The sequence below is a fragment of the Marinicella litoralis genome (assembly GCF_002591915.1).
Taxonomy (GTDB): Bacteria; Pseudomonadota; Gammaproteobacteria; order Xanthomonadales; family Marinicellaceae; genus Marinicella; species Marinicella litoralis.
In genome coordinates this window covers 779,934-799,950 of the sequence record NZ_NIHB01000001.1, presented here as the reverse complement: position 1 = coordinate 799,950, position 20,017 = coordinate 779,934, and the positions used below count along the sequence as shown (strand labels likewise).

At 38.6% G+C, this 20,017-nt stretch carries 17 protein-coding genes; 3 read left to right on the top strand and 14 right to left on the bottom strand.

All coding sequences use genetic code 11. The features are described from left to right. Positions 1–113: 113 nt before the first annotated feature. The 7 genes from CCS90_RS03540 to CCS90_RS03510 form a co-directional block, all read right to left on the bottom strand. Complete coding sequence (locus tag CCS90_RS03540; RefSeq protein WP_099018116.1) at positions 114–1,442, bottom strand: class I SAM-dependent methyltransferase; 1,329 nt, start codon at positions 1,440–1,442, stop codon at positions 114–116. Between the two features lie 355 nt (positions 1,443–1,797). Continuing rightward, positions 1,798–2,919, bottom strand: a complete 1,122-nt coding sequence (locus CCS90_RS03535; protein WP_099018115.1) for a YidC/Oxa1 family membrane protein insertase — start codon at positions 2,917–2,919, stop codon at positions 1,798–1,800. Next, entirely contained in the window at positions 2,912–4,063 is a 1,152-nt protein-coding gene (locus CCS90_RS03530; RefSeq protein ID WP_099018114.1) for a CDP-glycerol glycerophosphotransferase family protein, read from the bottom strand. Before CCS90_RS03530 ends, CCS90_RS03535 begins: the two co-directional genes overlap by 8 nt. 22 nt (positions 4,064–4,085) lie before the next feature. Beyond that, positions 4,086–4,748 (bottom strand): class I SAM-dependent methyltransferase, encoded by a 663-nt coding sequence (locus tag CCS90_RS03525; protein ID WP_099018113.1) that lies wholly within the window; start codon positions 4,746–4,748, stop codon positions 4,086–4,088. 15 nt (positions 4,749–4,763) lie between these two features. After that, positions 4,764–4,979, bottom strand: a complete 216-nt coding sequence (locus tag CCS90_RS03520) for a hypothetical protein (RefSeq protein WP_099018112.1) — start codon at positions 4,977–4,979, stop codon at positions 4,764–4,766. 232 nt (positions 4,980–5,211) lie between these two features. Continuing rightward, a complete protein-coding gene (locus CCS90_RS03515; RefSeq protein ID WP_099018111.1) occupies positions 5,212–6,300 on the bottom strand; it encodes a PilT/PilU family type 4a pilus ATPase in 1,089 nt (362 codons plus the stop codon). Positions 6,301–6,320: 20 nt separating this feature from the next. Then, the gene (locus tag CCS90_RS03510) at positions 6,321–6,830 is read right to left on the bottom strand and encodes a tellurite resistance TerB family protein (protein ID WP_162846707.1); all 510 of its coding nucleotides are present in this window, start codon (positions 6,828–6,830) and stop codon (positions 6,321–6,323) included. 19 nt (positions 6,831–6,849) lie between these two features. Between CCS90_RS03510 and CCS90_RS03505 the strand changes: the two genes are divergently transcribed. Together CCS90_RS03505 and CCS90_RS03500 are read left to right on the top strand one after the other, a co-directional pair. Continuing rightward, positions 6,850–8,130, top strand: coding sequence for a transglycosylase SLT domain-containing protein (locus CCS90_RS03505; RefSeq protein ID WP_218961647.1), 1,281 nt, complete (start codon positions 6,850–6,852; stop codon positions 8,128–8,130). Then, positions 8,124–9,878, top strand: coding sequence for an ArnT family glycosyltransferase (locus CCS90_RS03500; RefSeq protein ID WP_099018108.1), 1,755 nt, complete (start codon positions 8,124–8,126; stop codon positions 9,876–9,878). The genes CCS90_RS03505 and CCS90_RS03500 overlap by 7 nt, the downstream gene beginning before the upstream one ends. Here the strand turns inward: CCS90_RS03500 and CCS90_RS03495 are convergent. From CCS90_RS03495 to CCS90_RS03465, 7 genes are all read right to left on the bottom strand, one after another. Then, positions 9,875–10,882: a DUF2333 family protein gene (locus tag CCS90_RS03495; protein WP_099018107.1), complete on the bottom strand. Its 1,008-nt coding sequence runs from the start codon at positions 10,880–10,882 to the stop codon at positions 9,875–9,877. The genes CCS90_RS03500 and CCS90_RS03495 overlap by 4 nt on opposite strands. A gap of 103 nt (positions 10,883–10,985) precedes the next feature. Continuing rightward, the gene (locus CCS90_RS03490; RefSeq protein WP_099018106.1) at positions 10,986–13,121 is read right to left on the bottom strand and encodes a sulfatase-like hydrolase/transferase; all 2,136 of its coding nucleotides are present in this window, start codon (positions 13,119–13,121) and stop codon (positions 10,986–10,988) included. 179 nt (positions 13,122–13,300) lie between these two features. Further along, complete coding sequence (locus tag CCS90_RS03485; protein WP_099018105.1) at positions 13,301–14,395, bottom strand: UDP-N-acetyl glucosamine 2-epimerase; 1,095 nt, start codon at positions 14,393–14,395, stop codon at positions 13,301–13,303. A gap of 79 nt (positions 14,396–14,474) precedes the next feature. Further along, a complete protein-coding gene (locus CCS90_RS03480) occupies positions 14,475–15,368 on the bottom strand; it encodes a lysylphosphatidylglycerol synthase domain-containing protein (RefSeq protein WP_099018104.1) in 894 nt (297 codons plus the stop codon). 228 nt (positions 15,369–15,596) lie between these two features. Next, positions 15,597–16,469: a glycosyltransferase family 2 protein gene (locus CCS90_RS03475; RefSeq protein WP_099018103.1), complete on the bottom strand. Its 873-nt coding sequence runs from the start codon at positions 16,467–16,469 to the stop codon at positions 15,597–15,599. Continuing rightward, a complete protein-coding gene (locus CCS90_RS03470) occupies positions 16,429–18,357 on the bottom strand; it encodes a hypothetical protein (RefSeq protein ID WP_099018102.1) in 1,929 nt (642 codons plus the stop codon). Before CCS90_RS03470 ends, CCS90_RS03475 begins: the two co-directional genes overlap by 41 nt. Positions 18,358–18,426: 69 nt before the next feature. Continuing rightward, the gene (locus CCS90_RS03465) at positions 18,427–18,834 is read right to left on the bottom strand and encodes a pilin (protein WP_099018101.1); all 408 of its coding nucleotides are present in this window, start codon (positions 18,832–18,834) and stop codon (positions 18,427–18,429) included. A gap of 270 nt (positions 18,835–19,104) precedes the next feature. On the opposite strand from CCS90_RS03465, the gene CCS90_RS03460 reads away from it, so the two are divergent. Then, positions 19,105–19,974: a sulfotransferase family 2 domain-containing protein gene (locus CCS90_RS03460; RefSeq protein WP_099018100.1), complete on the top strand. Its 870-nt coding sequence runs from the start codon at positions 19,105–19,107 to the stop codon at positions 19,972–19,974. Positions 19,975–20,017 lie beyond the last annotated feature (43 nt).

Genomic DNA, 20,017 nt, shown 5'->3' with positions numbered 1-20,017 from the left:
AAACAAAGAATGAGACACTGTTAAAAAGCATTATCGGCCTATTTATTAGCTTGGAAAAATAACTGTATCAGTTGACCCGATAACCTCTAACAAATCAGTACAAGGATATTTTATCATTCCTCATACTCTGATACCAACCTTGCCCTAACATCCAAGTAATGCAGCTTAATTTCATCGCCATTTTCAGTTGAAACAGCCAAGGCATAAACACAAGATTTATTGGCAGAATAATTGATGGATATTTTTGCCTCATTATTGATGGATTTTGTCACTGATTTAACCTCGGTTCTATTTTCAAAATCAACTTGAGGCCGTTCAATAAGTTTAACTTTAACTTCAACCGCTGACTCCACACTTAAATACACAGTAAAATTAAAAGAGAAATCATCAAAATAAATAAAATCAGTATAAACAAATTCACTGTCATCTTGCGGAAACAGTTTAACTTGTTTTTCAAAATCATCGGCCAAATAATCAATGTGATCACTCAAGGTAGATCGCCCTTGTGGTGACAAATTATGCCTTGGGTCAATGCTTTTCACATCATCGAACAAAACTTTAACTTTTTGTTTTAAGACTCTATTAAAAAATCGTGAACTTTGTTCTAAGTTGCCTAACAGTTCAACATGCCGTGTATCTGACCCTTTTTTGAATACATAACAACTCGATGTATGCGGTATACCATGTCGATCAATGATAAGTGATTTAGTTTCATTTTGAATTGATTGATCAACCCCCAGTAATGGCAATAAATCAGGTCCGGGCATATTTAATCCGTTCCGTTTAAGTTCTGCATCAAATGATTTTTCAGGATAAAAGTCCGCTGCCTTAAAAATATCCATCAAAAAAGAAAACTGAAACTTATAATTACCTTCCATTTTCAGGGTTTCATGCAAAAATAAATGTTCTGTGGTCATCACATAAACACCACCTTCTTTTAGCGTTCTTTTGACTTCTTTAAGATGTTGAACAAAATCATCAAAATGCCCAATATGTTCAAAGGCACAGGATGAATATGCAAAATCTAAAGAATTATCAGAGAAATCTAAATCCCTCATATCCATTTCTTTGACAGTTAAATTACTGTCATCAAAGTTTTTAGGTGCTTTTTCCAGTACGAAATCCAAACAAGACATGTCTTTTTCGACCTTGGCAGTTGCCCAGGCTGTATTGTAAACATATAAATCTGTGGCCGTAAACTCTTTAACAACCTTAGAAACATCAAATATTAACCGCTCACGACCTGCCCCAAATGATGCACCAATGGACTCTTTATTGAGTTTTCCATTCTTTAATAGGTTGAGATATATAACAACAAATTCCCACTGTTTTCTGTGAAATGTCGGGACTTGATTGAACTTCTTTTCTAAAATATATTGAAACTCATCGTTAAAATAATCCTGCGAAACACAAACTTTTTGCCAATTCTTAATAAACTTCATTTGTTAATCCTCTGGTATTTAATCAAATAAAATAATGGCTCTCTACCAGCAAATAAAGCACCAGCCATTTTTTATCGATTTTATTATTAAGTATAAATTCAAATATATAACAAATTCCCACCGTTTTTTGTGATAAGTAGCTGTCTTTTTCACACATCATTCAAAACGCCTTGAAAATCTGGACACCTGCAATCTTTAGCTGCACTGTATTTTTGACAATTGCATGTATTATCTTCTATTTTCATTGTTTTGCTTACAAATAATATTGACCTGACACCTAATGAGTCAGAGCGAAAGCACCGGCTGGAATTTAAAACCGTGGCCAAAATTACTTGACCACTACAATTCTACTTTTTTAATTAAGAAAAACTCTTGAAATAAAAAACTGCCAAAAATTAGCCAACGCCCAATACATCACCATGGCTGCAGGAAATGGATAAAACAATATAAAAAACACCACTGCCATTAAATACAACCTGCGACGTTGGTTTTTGACAAGTGACTCTGGCAATGAATCATCGCCATACTTTACTGTCGTCAAGAGTGTAATACCTGTCATTAAAAAGGGAAACAGATTAAACCAATCACCAAACATTGGAATGGCAAAGCCTAAACTAAATAGCCTGTCTGGTAATGAAAGGTCTGACACCCATAAAAAACCAGCACCTTTTAACTCGTGCATTTCACCCAATGTATTGAAAATCGCAATCAGAAATGGAATTTGAATCAATGTCATCAATAAGGGTTTCATGGTATAGAACGGTGACACGCCATGCTTTTTATGTGCGGCCATGATTTTAAGGTGTGCTTGTTCACCATCAAATTGCGTTTTGATTAATTTCAACTCGGGATCCAAAACACCTTGAATTTTATTGACCTGTGCCTGTACCTTTCTGGTGACTATTGACAGCGGAATAAATACAATTTTAACCAATGCTGCAAATATAAATATGGCCCAGCCCCAATGTTGATTAACCCAACTGCCCAGGATTTCCAGTACTGATTCAAAAAATATTGACAGTTGCGCCAGTGGCCACCACAAATGATGATACCTGATGGATTTATAGGCTGGATTCAGGTTTGCCAATTCTTTTTTATGATAAACACTGACTCCATTTACCGCTGCAGGATAGTCATCAATGTTCAGCTGACCATTACGGATGCTTAGGCTGCTGCGATTTATATCGATAATCATCGCATTGAAGCGCCCGACAACAATAATTTGTTCTATGGATTCAACTTCACTTTCAAAATTTTCTCCATCCAACTGACTCAGTTGATTTTGCTGGTAGGCAAAAAAAGACACTTGATTAAGGTACAGCGCCATTCCTGAAAATTCGTAGGTTTCAACCACTTGAGTGCTGATGACTTGGTTCAGTTCTTGGTTGTTAGTTGGCAAATTAATGGCTTTGGCCTGCAGCACGGGAGTTCCCATAACAGCCATCAAAACAAACATCAAACAACTGAATTTATGCATTTGAATCCATTGATTTGGCCTGTTGAACTTTTTCTAAAATTTCTACAATCAGGTCTGCACCAACTTGATCAGAACAGCCCACATTGTAAATACCGTGGTCAAAACCCGTTGCTGACTTTTTAGCTAAACATTGACGGATCCATTTTGAGACATTGGCCACTTCATGCAACGGCATCACTTCACCAATTTGAGTTCTTATTGAATCTTCAAATGGAATGATGTCAATTTTCTCATATTCTGCGTTATTAACCTTTCTTGGAACATCAATAAATAACACCGGTTTGCCCAAGCCAAAGGCGTAATCCAATGCGGCTCCAGACCAATCACTGATCATCACATCTGATTGATGCAATGATTGTTCACCATCCACCGAGCCTTCAAAACTAAAATTTGAATCATGCTTAAACTGAGCAACAATCTCTGCCACTTTAGCCTGTGAAAATTTAATGGTTTGTGGGTGTGGTCTCAATGTGACTTTGAAGCCATTGTTTAACAAGTCTTCAACTATTTGCAGCCCAAATTCCTCAACCACATTAACTTGCCCCCATGAAGGTGCAATCAGCACATGGTTTTGATTGTCAGGTGTTGTTTTGTTTGGCCTTCTCGATGCATTTTTTATGATTGAATCCAGTCTTGAATAACCATGTTTATACAACGCTTTTTCAGGCAATTTATACAAGGACTCTATGGCTTTGATTTCTTTGATGTGGTGTGGTCCGGCACAGAAAATTGAATCATAATAATCAAAAGCACCCTTTCGATAAACCATGTGTTTACTGACCAGAGAGTGTTGAACATAAACATAATGTACTGGAAACTTGGACCGTTTAACTTGGTATTGATGAATGTCAGGCATGCTCAATACCAATAAATCAGCTTTTAAATTTTCAAACCACCAATTCCTTACCCAACCTTCATCAATTAAAAAACTGTGGTAATTTTCATGTTCGACCGCTAAGCCGGGATCATTGGCTCCAGAGCTGACATAACAAACACCGGTCTGGCCTTGCTCTAACAGCTTTTCCACCAAGCCCTTTAAGTGTACCCAGTAATTTTTACCTTCTGAATAAAAAACGATTTGACGGTTCTTGACATCAAGTTGATTGAAAGCAATTACATTTTTCAGGTGCTTGAAAAATTTCATTATTTATTCCAGATTCAAACAATCAATTGTTTACTTTTCTGGCGATAAACCTGGCCACAAAAGGGTCTTCTTCTTTGTATTTGGCCATTCCTTGTCCAATCACTTCATATTCCAATTCAAAGCCAGCGGCATCAAGCCTTTGTTTGAACACAGCAGTGTCAACATACCTTCTGTAGTGATTACCAAAATGCTTGTCCAAGTTTTCATCTTCTTTAGACCTGAATTCAAAATAGACCTTTTCACCCGACAAGACCTGTTCAGATAAAATGCCTAAAAAGGCTTGTTCTTGCTCATCGTCCAATGAATGCATCACAAATCGGGAATAAAATGCCATGTCCCCACCTTCTTTTTTGTCTGTTCTGGCCTTTGCAATGACATGACCTACATCGCTGCTCGAAGTCAGATCACCTTGATAAAATGAAGCATGCTTGATTTTTCTTTGGGTGGCTTGTTGCTTACAACTTTCAATGGCTTGTTTTGACAAGTCCATGGCTACGGTCACAAACCCTTGGCTTGAAAAATAAAATGAATCTCTGCCATTACCACTGCCTAATTCAACCAAACACGTTTGATCAGCCAATTCAGTCAGTACACTGACACAAAATTGCGATGGGGTTAACTTGTGGTTATTCTTGTAAAATTCATTCCAATATTGTTTGTTGTAATCAATGTTTTTTTCAGTCATGAAAATTCCTTTTAATTAATCTTCTGCATCATTCTGATCTTGCTTATCATGCTTTTTACTTTTAACAAAAAACGACTTCAACTTATACCAATAAGTTTTAACGGCCAATCCAATGGCAACAAAAAAGCCGATGATTGCAGACATAATTGCACTGCCGGAGCCTGGATCAATGTATGCAAAACTGACTGTAGGCAACAAAATTAAAATCAAAATATTAAATAATTTATTCATAAAACAATCATTCGGATAAAAATCATGTGAAATTATACATGATTCACTTCATTTGTAAGCGGGTTTTAGCATTTGCCTGAGGAATGTTAAGTTCAGCTCTTCAGCCTCAGACTCAGGTCTCGTCAGTGATCACTTTAAATGTGACAAGGGGATTTCAATCAATCTGCCGATCTATATCCAAGCAGATTGACATTAATGATTCAATCAACTGAGAATCCGCTCCCAACAATGATCAATAGTAATCATCTCCAGCCGTGTCATCCTCACTTGAAAGGTTGATCTTAACTTCAAGACCTTGTGCAGAATCGGCATTGGAAAGGGCTTCTTCAAGATTGATGATGCCATTTTTATACATGTCATAAAGGGCTTGGTCAAAAGTTTGCATGCCGTCTTCAAGCGACTGATCCATGGCCATTTTAAGTTCATTGATTTGACCACGACGAATCATTTCCCTGATTTGTGGCGTGTTTATCAATACTTCACATGCCGGCCTTCTCTTACCTTTAACATCAATCACCAAACGCTGAGAGATGACCGCTTTTAGGTTCAAGGCTAAATTCATCAAAACATTGTTGTGCATGTCACTGGGAAAAAAGTTAAGCACCCGCTCCATCGCTTGATCTGAATTGTTGGCATGCAAGGTGGCCATGCACAAATGCCCAGTTTCGGCAAATGAAACCGCTGCTTCCATGGTTTCCGCATCATTAATTTCACCGATTAAGATCAAATCGGGCGCTTCCCTGAGGGCATTTTTTAAAGCCGGCGCATAGCCCAGAGTGTCAATCCCAATTTCTCTTTGATTGACCACTGATTTTTTGTGTTTGTGAACATACTCAATGGGGTCTTCTATGGTCAAAATATGACCTGATACATTGGAATTACGATAATCAATCATCGAGGCCATGGTAGTCGATTTTCCTGAACCGGTTGCTCCAACCACCAATATCAATCCACGTTTTTCCATGATTAAATCATACAAATGTGGCGGCATGTTTAATTCGTCCAATTTAGGAATCGTGCTTTTGATGGTCCGAATCACCATTGAAACTTCGCCCCTTTGCCTGAACACATTAACTCGGTAACGGCCCACACCTTTGATTGACACCGCCAAGTTGCACTCCATGGTATCCTCAAATTCCTTTATTTGCCTATCATCCATTAAGGAGTATGCGATTTTTTCCACAATGCCTGGTGGCAAGCCTGTACTGCTTAATGATTCAAGCACACCTTCGGTTTTTACATTGATTGGGGCACCTGTACTTAAATACATGTCAGAACCATTACTTTCACGCATGGTTTTCAGAAAGTGTGTTAAATCCATAATTTCCTCTTTTGTTTCTATCAGTCAGATTGACCCGTTTGTTGACAAATCGCTACAAGGAGTGATTTTTTAATACCCAACAAGGCACCCGCTTTATAGAATAAATTTTCTTCCAACAAATGTATTTGATTGTCCGCAATGGCAAGTTGCCATAAATGATTCATCAATTCAATTTTTTGTTCTTTGGCTAAGTAATTATTAATGACATTGGTTTGAGATTCAAGCGATATTGAAAAGTTAATCCTGTCTTCAGCTGCTTCAATGTAATTAGCAACCTCATCTTTTGGTAAATGCAAAGATTGTGACAAATATATGCCCAAAGCTTGTTTTTCCGCATGCAGCTCAACAAAATCTGCTTTGACCATTTCTAGCATCAATTCTACAATCGCATGATTCAATTCCTTGCTTTCATCTGCATTAAGGACTTTTTCGCCTAAATTGATGTTCATAAGTGATTTGATTGAATTCAATAAATTCATGACAGAATGGTTGATGACACAAAATAAATACTGATAATACACAATACCCATGAAAACTGCCAAGACAAATATGCGACTATTTTTGATCACTTTTGCCCTCTTCATTTTTTCTGCCTGCCAGAAAAAAGCCACTATTGCTGAAGCTTATTCAGAACCCGAACCTTTGAGTACTGATGTATTGATTGATGGCATCAAGCAGTGTCAAAAAGACACCACTTGCTTAGAAACCTTAAATACTTACTTCACCGACTTGGCAGAACAAGCAAAAATTGAAAAAGAATTGGCCATTGCTTTGCCTGAAGAGGAACTAAACGCAATGCTTGATGAGCAGACCGTGATTCCACAATCAAACCTAAAATTACCTTTATTAGAAAATACCCGTGTACAAGCGGCATTGAATGAATGGTTGACTTGGAAAAGACCTAAATTGATAGAAACTTGGAATAACTACCAATTTCTAAAAGCCCAAATCTATCCTGCTTTTGCTGCAAAGGACATTCCTGAATCATTTTTCTTGGCCATCATTGCTCAGGAGTCAGGTGGTCGTGTTCATTCCATGTCTTCAGCTGGTGCCAGTGGATTATTTCAGTTCATGCCGGCCACTGCCGATCGATTCGGCGTCAGAGGCACCATTGGAGACTATGATGCCCGGTTCCACCCAGAATCTGCGGCCAAGGGCGCAGCCAGCTATATTGAGGAACAGCGCAACCTATATGGTGATGATTTGGCCAAAATCTTGGCCGCTTATAATGCCGGTGAAAATCGTTTCAGACGGTTGAATAAGAAGCACCAAAATCAATCTATTTGGAACAATCAATTTTTTTATGACCTACCCAGCGAAACCCAAGACTACATCGCAATTGTCTTATCAGCCAAGCTTATATTTGACAACCCAGAGGCCTTTAATGTGGTACTCAATGACATTGATGGGTCAACCGCCATCGTAAGGGCCAAAACCGACACTTCGTTGAGTGAGCTGGCCGTCTGCTTTGGCCAATACAACAACGACATCGGCTGGTATCGAATTTTAAGAAACCTCAATGCCACCATCAAGGCCAAAAGGGTCATCAAACAAAATGCCGTCATAGTGATACCACATGAATTGAAACCTGTGTTTGATTCAACTTGTCAAGACACAGAATTGATGGGTTTGGCAAAGAAAATTCATGACGCCGACTTTCCTGATCGCCCGATGTTCACTTGGTACAAAATTAAACAAGGTGATTCATTAAGCACAATCAGCAGAAAGTTTAAGTGCTCGAGCAAAAGAGAAATTGCACAATTGAATAAAATAAAGGCCCCTCGTTATTTAATCAATGCCGGAAAAAAACTTAAAGTACCTCAATGCTGATTGAAAACAAATCAAAATGGCTGTTCCTTGGGACTTTTGCCGCATTGGTTTGCCTTCAAATATATTCAGCTTTTCATCATCAACTGTTTGGTGACGAAGCCTTTTACTGGCTGGAAAGCCAACATTTGGCTTGGTCATATGCAGAATTACCAGGATGGACGCAATGGGCCGTGTCGTTGAGCCAATGGCTGCTACCGCAGCATGAATTGACAGTCAGATTGCCTGGGTTGATGGCGGCGTGGAGCCTGCCTTGGCTGGGCATGTTAATCAACCAAAAGTTAACAGAATCCAAGTCATTCAACCCATGGGAAACAGGCTTGCTTGTAATGGCATTGCCTTTATTGTCAGTGGTCGGAATACTGGCTGTTCCAGACATTTGGCTGCTGTTTTTTGGGTTATTGAGTGTTTTATTACTGATTCAATGCACCCATAGCCATGGCCATATTGACTTTATTTTACTTGGGGTCATACTGGCCTGTGGAATCAACGTTCATGTCCGTTTTTGGATCATTGTTTTTCTGGCTTGTTGGGTTGTTTTATGGCGTTTCAGAAACCACCAAAAAGTCATAAAAAAATTGATTTATTTCAGTTTGCCGATCATGTTGATTGGCTTTATCCCCATCATACTTTTCAACTTACAAAATGATTTTTCCTTGCTGACCTTTCAACTCAGTGAGCGACATCCCTGGGCATTTCAGGCCTCGCATTTTAATTTTTTTCCGATTCAACTTTTGGTGGCTTCGCCCCTGGTTTTTTGGCTTTGTGCCAAGGTAATCATACAAATGCAATCATTGAACCAGATGCAAAAAACCCTGGCATACATTGCGCTGGGGCACTGGATCATCTATGCCGCATTGGGCTTCTTCACCGATAACATGAGGTTTAATGTGCACTGGACCCTTTTTTCATATGTGTTGCTGTTGGTGGTTGCCTCTTCGGTGCCTACAGACAAAAAACTTAAATCATGGTCTGTACTCACTGGTGTCATCAGCAGTTTTGCATTAATTACTGCCTTGTTTTATGCCTTGCATTTGGCCAATCCAGTCACAAAGCTCAATGCACAGTTCACTGAAAATTTTCGTGGTTGGCAGCAAATGGCAATCAAAACAACCTCCCTGTTACAAAGCACCCCCTCTACATTCATTGTGACTGATCATTTTATGACGTTGGCTGCATTGAAGTTTTACTCTAAAGAACCAACCAAGTTTACCAGCCTCACTCACCCTTCAAACACCAAACATGGCAGAGAACAACAATTGGCGATCATGGGCTATCACCAATCGGCAACATCAGAAAAAGGACTGTTGATCACTGAACACAGTGGTATGAAATTGGAACAAATGATTCCATTTTATTTATCAGCCTGTGAAAAACTGAAAGGCATTCAAATGATTGATCACCTTGATGTTTCAGATGGCATAAAATCCTATTATTATTTCAAAACCGGCACCGGAGTCTGCAGTTTACCGCCAATCATTTACCTCGAAACAAGCGAGCAACATTTAACAGGTTGGGTCTTGTTACCAAAGTCGCAAACGGCAAAGGTCAGCGTCATGCAAGACGACACAAAAACAGTGCTCAATCCAACGAAACAAACGCTGGGGACAAACCAATTATTCGAGCCGCTAAGTGATAAAGACTATAGCCTGCATCTATTCAAAACCAATGATGTCCAAACAGGACCTTTTCAAATAACGATTGAATACCTTGGGTTAAACATAAAAAGTACCAAGTTTTATCTCAATTAACCATCTTCTAACAATTGTCGCAAATCAATGACGCCAGCATTGGCTCTTGAAATATATGAAGCCATAACCAATGAATGATTGGCAAAAAAGCCAAAACCAGATCCATTCAATATCATCGGCGTCCAAATGGTGTCTTGTGCAGCTTCCAGTTCACGCACAATCTGCCTCAGCGATACCAAGGCATTCTTTTTTTCTAAAACGCCTTTAAAATCGACCTCAATGGCTTTCATGAAATGTATCAACGCCCACGTGGCCCCTCTGGCTTCATAAAAATTATCATCAATTTGTAACCAAGAAGTTTGTACCCGCAACTCACTGGGCTTATAAGTGGAAGTGGTTGCCACCTCATCGCCACCGGTGTCTGTATTGATTCGATCTTGTCCCACACTGGCACTTAACTTTTGTGACAGCGAACCCAGCCTTTTCTCTACCAAGTTCAACCAAATGACCAAGTTATCAGTCCGAGCAAAAAACTGTGCCTCAGGGTCTGTGGTGTCTGCCAATTGAGTTAAATACTCATGAAAGAATTCTTGCCCTTTGCGAAATTCAGATTCCGTTCGAGGTAATATCCAAGAACTGTTGTCATAATGAAATTTAGGATCTGCTTCAGCCAAATGTTCATCTTCCGATGATTGACTTTGCGAACGGCTGATGTCATTGCGCATGACCCTGGCAAAATCGCGCACTTGTACCAATACACCAAATTCCCAATTGGGTATATTGTCCATCAAGACAAATGGCGGCAAAATATCATTAGACAAATACCCCCCTGGTTTACTCAACAACACATCAGTCACTTCCATGAAAGTGGCGCCACTGGTAAAACCAGTCACCATTTCATGTTGATGATAACCAGCTCGGGCTTTGGCATTTTGCTTAACATCAAAAAAATCTGGCTCTTGGTCGTAATACATGGCCACTAAAAATTGTATCACCACGAAAATAAGCAAGCCATAAAGCCACCATTTGGTTTTCTTTTTTGCAGTTGAGTATCTGTTTTCCATAAATGAGCATTGTGTGTAATCCAATGATTATAGATCAATCATATAGAAAGTACATGTGCTGATAGTTAGGAAAATTTTTGCTCGCGGTCATGACTGTGAACTGTCAATTAATTTTTGTTATTTCTATTGATTTAATCACAACCTGACCAGATTCAGTCGTATCATCTGCCATGGTTGGGTTGCCATTCGACCTTCTCTTAGATGACTTATTGAAAAACAATTCTAATTTGGTGTTGCTTTCAAATATAGAGTCATTGAGTTGGACAGTAAACAATTCCTCTTCTGCACGATACGTCAATTCTTGAGCTGTTGACTGGTCACTGTTGATTTGCAGAAAAGCACTGATTTCATGGTTGCTTTCTATGCTCACTGTTAACTCATAATCATTACCCAGCTGTGGTTTTGCAAGCGAATTGGTTTGCCACACAATGATGCCTCCACTGCCCACCAATTCCAGCCCACCTAGGGATTCAGAAAAATCATTGAAGCCATACTTATAACAATATGAAGCGGTTTGGGTCTGATCGAGATTAACACGCCCCAATACTTCAACAGCAGGGCAGTGACTGACTGAAGTTTTAAGGGCATGCCAACTGGTCGGTTCACTGTAATTTGGTTCAACCTGATAAACAACGCCATCTGGAATATTCGCTTTGGTTGACCCTATGTCTGAACGGTATGAATAATAAAGTCGTTCATTTTCCGGCTTCAACCTGACAGTGCCAGCTTGTGAAAGCAGCTGTTTCAATTGACGACTGACACCTATCAAAGAAACTGGCGTGTTATCCTGTACCAGTTGGCCAGTGGCATGCTGATCTTTTATCATTAACAATATACCAGATGATTTCAATTCGAATTCTGACGGCATTCCTGTTTCATCTCGCGTATCAAACATCCTGGCGCCATGATCAGACATCACCACCAGCAATGAGTTGTCATAGACATTGTATTGTTTCATCACTTCAAACAATGCCAATAACTTCTTCATTGTGCAATAAGACTGTTGCAACATGGCATCATTTGAATATTCAATGTTTGATTGGAATTCACAATTTTGCTTGTACACAAATTTAGGGTGTGGCAGTACAAAATGAATCAATTTAAATCGAGGATTGGCATCTGACACATGTAACTTTGTTGGGTAATAATCCATCATTGCTGCAGCCCTGGTTGGATAGATATCTGGTATGCGATTGTATCCACTCATGTAATCAGAAACCAACCAGAACCCGCCGTTGTAAACATGATGCTTGGTCACCTGCAGCGACATTCTGAACAAGCCATAATCTAGTAATTTCATAGAATCTGATGAATAAAAAGCAGGTTTGCCCGGACCCGGTACTCGATACAGAAACCTGTTTCGATAAAATTCATTGAACCAAACAAATGCAGTCGATATAACACTGACCGCATAACCTTGTTGTTCAAAGTATTTTGGCATGCCATCCGCTGCCACTGTGCCACTCAAATAATCAGCATACCGAACATTTTCAGGCACCATTTTACCGGTAAGGAATGAAGGTAAGCTGCTCTTGGTTTGCGGATATTGACTGATGGCATCGGTATAACTGACAAAGCCTTGAAGCTGATGACTCAATTCATTATTTTGTTGCAGCATTGTTTGAAAAAATTCACTGCCAAAAGCATCCAAAACAATCACAACAACATTGTCTTCAGATGAAAATGCAAAAATTTCCTCATCAATCCTGTCTTCAATTGATTGTTTGGGCTTAATGGGTTGTTTATTATCAGCCAAAACACCATAACCAACTATGCCTAATTGTGCAATGAATATCAAAGTGATTAAGGTTGGGCTGATCCGATTGAGCTTTTTACGAAACAGCACGGCAATAATCAAACAGGCACTTAACACAAGAATTTCTACCAAACCCCGAATCTCATGAGGATAAAATAACATTCCGGCGCCATCAATTTGCCCATAACTGATCGAAAAAAGATCACCCTGAAGCCAAAGCAATATCGCACACATTGTTAACATCGATGAAAAATATGCCATCATCTTCTTTGGCATAAATGCCGTTATCAACAAAATACACAGCATGAATGGCAAAACAAAAATCACGATTGGTAACACCAGATGCAGGAATGTCTCTGCATAGTAAGCATGATTCACTCGGTAAACCAAATACGGCATGTACACACTGACAATGAATGCAATCCAAGCAATAATGGGTGCCAATACTTTCAAATTATTTTTGTAATGTAAACTGACTAACATGTGAATGTGTTTTGAATCATTGATTGTCTCATTTAATATTTATCACTTGGTTGATTTGAACTCTACTTTAAAGTCTTAATACACATGATTAAAAGCGCTTCGCTCAGTTAATGCCAGTTTTTGCCGCTGTACAGCCCTTTTGATTTCATGCAACATCAAAGGCCCAGTTTAATCCCCGATCATTTTTGCGTTTCATTGTTGATGAGGTATTCAACTATTAATTTTGATGGTGAGACAGTAACTGCTGCTTCCTTGTTTATTTTTTGTAGTTTGATTCTATTTAAAAACGCCTCAACAACGGGTTGTTCGAATCCGTTCAATACGGCAGTTTCACCAATACCTTCAGGCCTTTCAGTGGCATCTCTCATCACCAGCGTGGGTATATTCAGATAAGCAAGCTCTTCCTGGTTGCTGCCTCCATCGGTGATCACAAAAGAGGACTGTGACAACAGCTTTACGAAATGTATATAACCCATCCTGGGTTTCAGGAAAATGTTATTGTTGGCTGTTAATTCATCCATCCAGTCGTATTTCACCAACCTTTTTTTGGTTGTTGGATGTAACACAAATAAAATTAAATAGTCATTTGATATTTGATGAATAACATCCAGAATTTGTCTGAATCTTTTCTTTTTGTATATATTTTCGAATCGATGAATGGATACAACCGCATACTTTTGCGAGGGTGTTTCATTGTTGATTTCATTGCTTGCTAGAGCCACATTAACCGAATCAATGATGGTGTTCGTTTCTGTATTTACTGCTTTTATCCGATATTTTTTAAGGTTATCTACCGCCCACTGTCCAGGACAAAACCCAACATCAGAAAGGTAAAAGGTCAAAACCCTGGTAATTTCTTCTGGGAATGGACTGAAAAAAGAATTTGATCTTAGCCCTGATTCAATATGCGCTACTTGACAGCGAGTGAATTTACCAACCAATGCTCCCAGCAAAGTCGAAAGGGTGTCTCCGTGAACAAGTATCCATGATTTTGCATGATCCTCGCATTCAAACAGCTGTTTTCGTTTGATAAACATCTTAATCAAAGTTCTTGGGAACCAAAACACCATTCTGAAAATACTGGATATTTCGTTGGGTTTTTCAAGTTGTATAGGCTTTGTTTGGATTGCAAAGTCATTCAACAGTGTATCCATGGTTTCCTTGTGTTGCCCGGTCAGTAGAATCTGAAATTTCAACTCATGTAATTCCAATTCTTTGATAACCGGAGCCATTTTTATCAATTGTGCCCTAGTTCCAATAATGCAAGTAATCATTTTTAAATCCTAAAATCAATAAACATTTGATCATTTCAAACCCATAAACCCTGTTAATACAATAGACTTAAAATGTGACTCAAATCCCAGGCCGTCTGTTAAATTTCAATGCAATCAAATATATCAATAAATCTCCACAAACCGAAATCAGCCTTAAACTAAGTATTAAACTTAAGGCAACACCTTCGTCCAATTCAGCCACAGCCAGTTTAACAAAAACAAACTCTCTAATTCCGATCCCACCTGGAGAGCCCGGCGTTACATACCCAACAACAAATGACAACGCAAGCATAGAGGTTAAAACAAACAAGGATGAATCACCAGAAAATAAAAGGTGGTTTTCTATAAAGACAATGGTACCAAGGAGAAAATGCGATCCAACAAATAAAGTCAAGATGGAGACAATCCGATAACCTGATATCAACTCAAGCACATTTTCTTTTTTATTCAGGTAATAGAGCATCACCAGGGTAGAAATAAACAAAAACAACGACCAATATATATAATTTATTTCAATATTTATAATGGGGAAGCTGTGCAAAAAGAAGAAGATACTGCCAACCAATAATGCAGAAATAATGATCAATATCGTCTCGAAAATTAAAGAGCTTGTGATGACCGAGGCTTTGATATCCCGTTTCTTTGCCATATAAAATCGACTGGCAATATGAAATACATTGCCAGGTAAATATTTGGCAATTTGCGATATACCTACAATTTTAAATAGTTCTGCAAACCTCAAATGTGGACACTTTTGATGTAACTGAATGTACCAAGAAATAACGACAATAAGAAATGTTAACGCATATATGATAACGCCAATAACAAAAATAGCCATAAATGCAGGCTGGTTCAATACCGACAAAACATCTTCTGAATATTGGAATAAACTCTGACCCAAATAATAAAGCGATGCCAGTGTCAGCATGAGGCCCAACGTTTTGGCTGCAGTTGTGTAGCTTATTTTTCGCATAATTTAGTTCACTGTATAAATTGAATAAATATCATTCACAAGCATTGACTGCAAAAAACAAATAAAGTCCTCTGACTTTATCACCATGGGTTTCTTCTGGCGTTGTTTATCATTGATATAAGTTCACTGAACGTAACTCAACTCAACACCAACCGTTGATTAACCAGAACCCTCAGACCAACAAAAATTTCCTTTAGCCTCAAGTTTGTAGTTTCGATTATTCAACCACTAATTTTCTTTATTTTGTGCACTTGACTGATAGAACAATGAGGTGATTTGTTCAGAAATCAGTCCCATTAAAAAGATCAATATGGATGTACTGAACAACAAAACGCCCATATTGGTAAACCGTCCATCGGTAAGAAAAGTATAAATATAATAAAAAAGGCCAACCAGAAAAAATACCAAGCTCGCAGGGAAAAACAGTTTCATCGGAGAGTACAAAGTACCTATTTTAAAAATAATTAAAAAGAAACGCATCCCATCTTTAATTAAATTGATGTGACTTTTACCAATCCTTTCTGGTGCCACGATGGGTTCATAAGCAACACCAAAACCAGCCCTGAAAAACGCCATGGTAATGGTCGTAGGATAAGAAAAACCATTGGGCAGTAGGTACAAAAAACTTTTGAATTTTGCGGCATCTACAACGCGAAAACCAGAAGTTAAATCTGCGATTTTTTGTCCCGTCATGTAACCAGCAATCCGATTGTAAAGGCCATTGCCAAATAACCTGGCTTTGGATGCTTGAGAGTCACTACCACGTGCCCCCACAACCATGTCGTATCCTTCATCAAATCGTTTGAGCAATCGGACCACATCTTTCGGCTGGTGCTGGCCATCGGCATCCATAAATACAAAAACATCGCCACTGCCTGCACGTGCGCCGGATTTAATCGCAGCACCATTGCCCCTGCTGTATGGATGCTTAACCACCTTAACTCCAGCCGACTCACACACTTGCTGGGTGTTGTCTGTGGAACCATCATTGACCACAACGATTTCTGCTGCTGGTACTGCTTGTTGTAATTCAGGCAATAAATTGACTAAACTTTCAGCCTCATTTTTGGCTGGGATTATCAGTGTTATTTTTGCCTTCATTTTCAATTTTTTCTCTCAATTTATTTAGGAAAATACTGTCACAATCAGTGAAATTTTGCAAACAGTAATTTTTATAATACTCAGCCAGTTCTACACCCTTATCCACATCAAACTGTTTTAAATAGTCAACAGCTGATAAAGCTGTAGATTCAAAAACAGGATCATCAGCTAAACCATCAACTTCACTGATAATACTTTTGAAGGACTCTAAGGAAGCTTGTAGCTTAAATAATTTAGCTTGTATCGTTGCATTTTGAAAGTAATAAAACTTTCTTGCTGTTTGTGATGCGTTAAATAAGTTGTTGTTTTTAAACGCATCTAAAAATTTTTGGGCATATGCTTCGCCATAATTATTATAGCAATCACGCTGAATTAAGTTGCGCACAAAATCACGGTATGCCGTCAAGTCATCCTTTACCAAGTCAGTTTTCTTGATGTCAATAATAACATTTTTTAAATCAACCTCCTTGACTCTATTCAGTTCACACAACACAGCCACTTTATTTAATCTTAGTTGAATTTTAGGGTGATTTTGAATGCCGTAATCTAACATTTCTAATGCCTTGTCATACTGACCTTCCCATGCAAACAAACTGGCTGTCATGTTGGCTGCTCGTGCCGATTCTGGGTATTTTTGTGCCGTTTCGTAATGCAGCATCAAGTTATTACCCCAGACATTGGCTCTTAAAAAAGTCAGGAAGGTTAAAAATAAAATCAATATACAGGGTATGGTGTAATACAACTTGGGTTGATTTCTTAACTTAAACATCAGCAAACTGACAGGCACGAACATGAACATGGCCGGTAAGTAATTCCTGTGTTCAAAATACAGTTCAAGCGGTAAATATGTCGATTCCAATGCATGACCAATAAAGTAAAACAAAACAGCAAAAGCAAACAAAGGCCATTTGATTCGGAAAACCCAAGCAGTAACCAGTAACAACACAACACCGAACAATGAAAACAGCGTTGTTACAGGCTGCATAAGGCTTTTAGAAATAACTATACCATCGTTGAAAACACCTTCAGTCAAATAATCTGGCACCCACAAATAATATAAATATTTGAACATCATCCTGCTTTGCGTCAATAAGCGCTCATACATGTCAAAATTCCGAACATCATAGTAACTGATGTGATCAGGCAGCTTGTAAACCAGCGCACAAAGCAAAGCAACTACGGGCATTACAATGATGATGTAATAAGGTTTTTTTGGCAAAGGGTTCGCCAACTGTTTTCTCAGCAACAGGTATTCAAGTAACCAGATATGAACCAATAATAACACCCCATTTTCTTTACTGAGAATAGCCAACAAAGAACAGCCCCAAACACCAAACACCATCAATAAAAGTGAAGTCATTGGTTTATTCGGCAACATTGTGCGGCCTTTGATGTAAACCAGCATGCCTATCAGGGTAAATGTGGCAGGAAGCATGGCCATTCTTTGAACCACATACATGGTGGTTGAAACAAAAAACGGATGAACCGCCCACAAAAAACAGGCAATAAAAGCCAACCAATACCGATGTTGCTTTTTGGCTTCAAAAAGACCAAACAATTTAACCAACAAGACAAACAACAACACAGTATTTATCAAGTGAATGATCAAGTTTGTCACCTTAAAAGGCCGCTCACTTTCAACTGGCCAGTTCATTGCATCTAATAAGAAAGACAAGGAAGCAATCGGCCTGCCTACCGGACCTGATTTTTGACTGGCTAGATAGGTTTGCAAGTGCTCCCAACTGAACTCACCTTGCATAAAGGCCAGCAAATTAAGGTTGTTAAAATCATCAAATATAAACCCACCACTTAATGCCGGCAAGTAAACAAAAGCAACGATTAAAACAATCAAAGAACACAAAAAAATTGGCTTGATGTAACTATTCATAATTTAATTAAAGCAAAAAAAAAGCACCACTGATGTGGTGCTTTATAACACATATTTTGTTAAATACGATTATCTACAAGAAGAAGGTACGTATTTAGCTTCGATTGCAGTCGAACAGTTCCAACGAATGCTTCCTGAAATATCTGTAGGAACCAATGTTAAATCGTCAGTCACTTCAGCAATACCAGAATAAGTAACAGAAATTACGCCATTGGCGCCAACAGCTGTCGCTGATACATTGTTACCATTACCTGAAGAAACACCAGCTTCTGTATTCGTAGTTGGCCAAGAACCTTCAGATTGGTAATACTCAGTCACTGCAATTTTAGATGCACTGGCTAAAGTCATGCCTTCGCCCACTTTAGTACGAATGGTGTAATCTTTATATGCAGGTAATGCATACGCCATTAAGATCGCGATAATCGCGATTACAATCATTAACTCGATTAATGTAAAACCTTGTTGATTTCTTTTCATTTCAATTTACCTCAAAAAATTATTATTAATAGTTCATCCATGTGATTAGATTATTGGATTAACCGTTTTTACACAAGAATCCAGTTCTCATTTTTAGTAACTCTCACAGATATCATCCAGATTGTTAACTTTCAAGGCCATATAATTCACAATTTAACTGCAATCGTTTGGCCACTGACACTAATTGTCACCAATCTTTCAATTTTCATGCCAAGCTACAAAGATATGCTAAACTTTCAGCACATGGCATAGAATAGATTATAACAAAAAATGCAAAACACTTGGCAAACTTCAGAAGATTTAACAAATCTTATCATTCACAAAAAAAACCTAAATAAGTTTTTAATTACAAACACTTATGACATAAACACTGACCTTTGCTGCTTTTCTCATGTACCCAAAACAGCTGGTACCAGTCTAGAATCGATTGTTGCAAAAAATTTTAAAGCTTCGGATGTACTGCATATCAATGCGCCAGATTTGAATCGATTACCAGAGCTCATCGATTTAAAAAAGAACGGCCCAAGGTTCATCTGTGGTCACCATCCTATACATGGCCAATTGTATCGATTGATTGCAGACAAACCATTGTTTCACTTTACCCAACTGCGCAATCCCTTGGACCGTGTCATCTCATATTTTAACTATGTCAAAGGCAAAAAAGACCACCCGATGCATCCACACGCCAACAACTCCCTAGAAAAATTTTTAACTGCTAACCCAAGTCCAGAGTTAATCAATGGCCAGTCACGCAGGTTCAGTGGTTACTTGCATTCTGGTTCAGCTTCGCCTGAAACTTACTTCAATGAAGCCAAAGACGTCTTGTCTCAATGTTTCTCTTTGGTTTTGACCACTTGTTTGTTTGACGAAGGATTGTTGTTGTTAAAAAACAGATTGGGCTTAAAGGATATTTATTATCAGAGGGTCAATGAATCGACACAATTTATTACCAAAAATGAATTGAGCGATGCCGTGCTCAACTTGATTTTGGAGCACAATCGCGCAGACATTGATTTATTTGATTGGGCCAAGGCACAATGTCAAAACCTCATCAAACAAGAACTAAGCCCCAAAGCAATCGCCGACTTCAAAAGCATTAATCTTAAGTGGCGAGCACTGATTGACTCGCCAGGCGATTGATGAACTGCATTACCCAAAGTCATCCAGCTCACCATTAATCAAT

What these genes read in the sequence shown, in the direction of transcription:
- CCS90_RS03540 (WP_099018116.1), bottom strand. Translation starts at nt 1,442, where the DNA reads ATGAAGTTTATTAAGAATTGGCAAAAAGTTTGTGTTTCGCAGGATTAT.
- CCS90_RS03535 (WP_099018115.1), bottom strand. Translation starts at nt 2,919, where the DNA reads ATGCATAAATTCAGTTGTTTGATGTTTGTTTTGATGGCTGTTATGGGA.
- CCS90_RS03530 (WP_099018114.1), bottom strand. Translation starts at nt 4,063, where the DNA reads ATGAAATTTTTCAAGCACCTGAAAAATGTAATTGCTTTCAATCAACTT.
- CCS90_RS03525 (WP_099018113.1), bottom strand. Translation starts at nt 4,748, where the DNA reads ATGACTGAAAAAAACATTGATTACAACAAACAATATTGGAATGAATTT.
- CCS90_RS03520 (WP_099018112.1), bottom strand. Translation starts at nt 4,979, where the DNA reads ATGAATAAATTATTTAATATTTTGATTTTAATTTTGTTGCCTACAGTC.
- CCS90_RS03515 (WP_099018111.1), bottom strand. Translation starts at nt 6,300, where the DNA reads ATGGATTTAACACACTTTCTGAAAACCATGCGTGAAAGTAATGGTTCT.
- CCS90_RS03510 (WP_162846707.1), bottom strand. Translation starts at nt 6,830, where the DNA reads ATGGGTATTGTGTATTATCAGTATTTATTTTGTGTCATCAACCATTCT.
- CCS90_RS03505 (WP_218961647.1), top strand. Translation starts at nt 6,850, where the DNA reads ATGCGACTATTTTTGATCACTTTTGCCCTCTTCATTTTTTCTGCCTGC.
- CCS90_RS03500 (WP_099018108.1), top strand. Translation starts at nt 8,124, where the DNA reads ATGCTGATTGAAAACAAATCAAAATGGCTGTTCCTTGGGACTTTTGCC.
- CCS90_RS03495 (WP_099018107.1), bottom strand. Translation starts at nt 10,882, where the DNA reads ATGGAAAACAGATACTCAACTGCAAAAAAGAAAACCAAATGGTGGCTT.
- CCS90_RS03490 (WP_099018106.1), bottom strand. Translation starts at nt 13,121, where the DNA reads ATGTTAGTCAGTTTACATTACAAAAATAATTTGAAAGTATTGGCACCC.
- CCS90_RS03485 (WP_099018105.1), bottom strand. Translation starts at nt 14,395, where the DNA reads ATGATTACTTGCATTATTGGAACTAGGGCACAATTGATAAAAATGGCT.
- CCS90_RS03480 (WP_099018104.1), bottom strand. Translation starts at nt 15,368, where the DNA reads ATGCGAAAAATAAGCTACACAACTGCAGCCAAAACGTTGGGCCTCATG.
- CCS90_RS03475 (WP_099018103.1), bottom strand. Translation starts at nt 16,469, where the DNA reads ATGAAGGCAAAAATAACACTGATAATCCCAGCCAAAAATGAGGCTGAA.
- CCS90_RS03470 (WP_099018102.1), bottom strand. Translation starts at nt 18,357, where the DNA reads ATGAATAGTTACATCAAGCCAATTTTTTTGTGTTCTTTGATTGTTTTA.
- CCS90_RS03465 (WP_099018101.1), bottom strand. Translation starts at nt 18,834, where the DNA reads ATGAAAAGAAATCAACAAGGTTTTACATTAATCGAGTTAATGATTGTA.
- CCS90_RS03460 (WP_099018100.1), top strand. Translation starts at nt 19,105, where the DNA reads ATGCAAAACACTTGGCAAACTTCAGAAGATTTAACAAATCTTATCATT.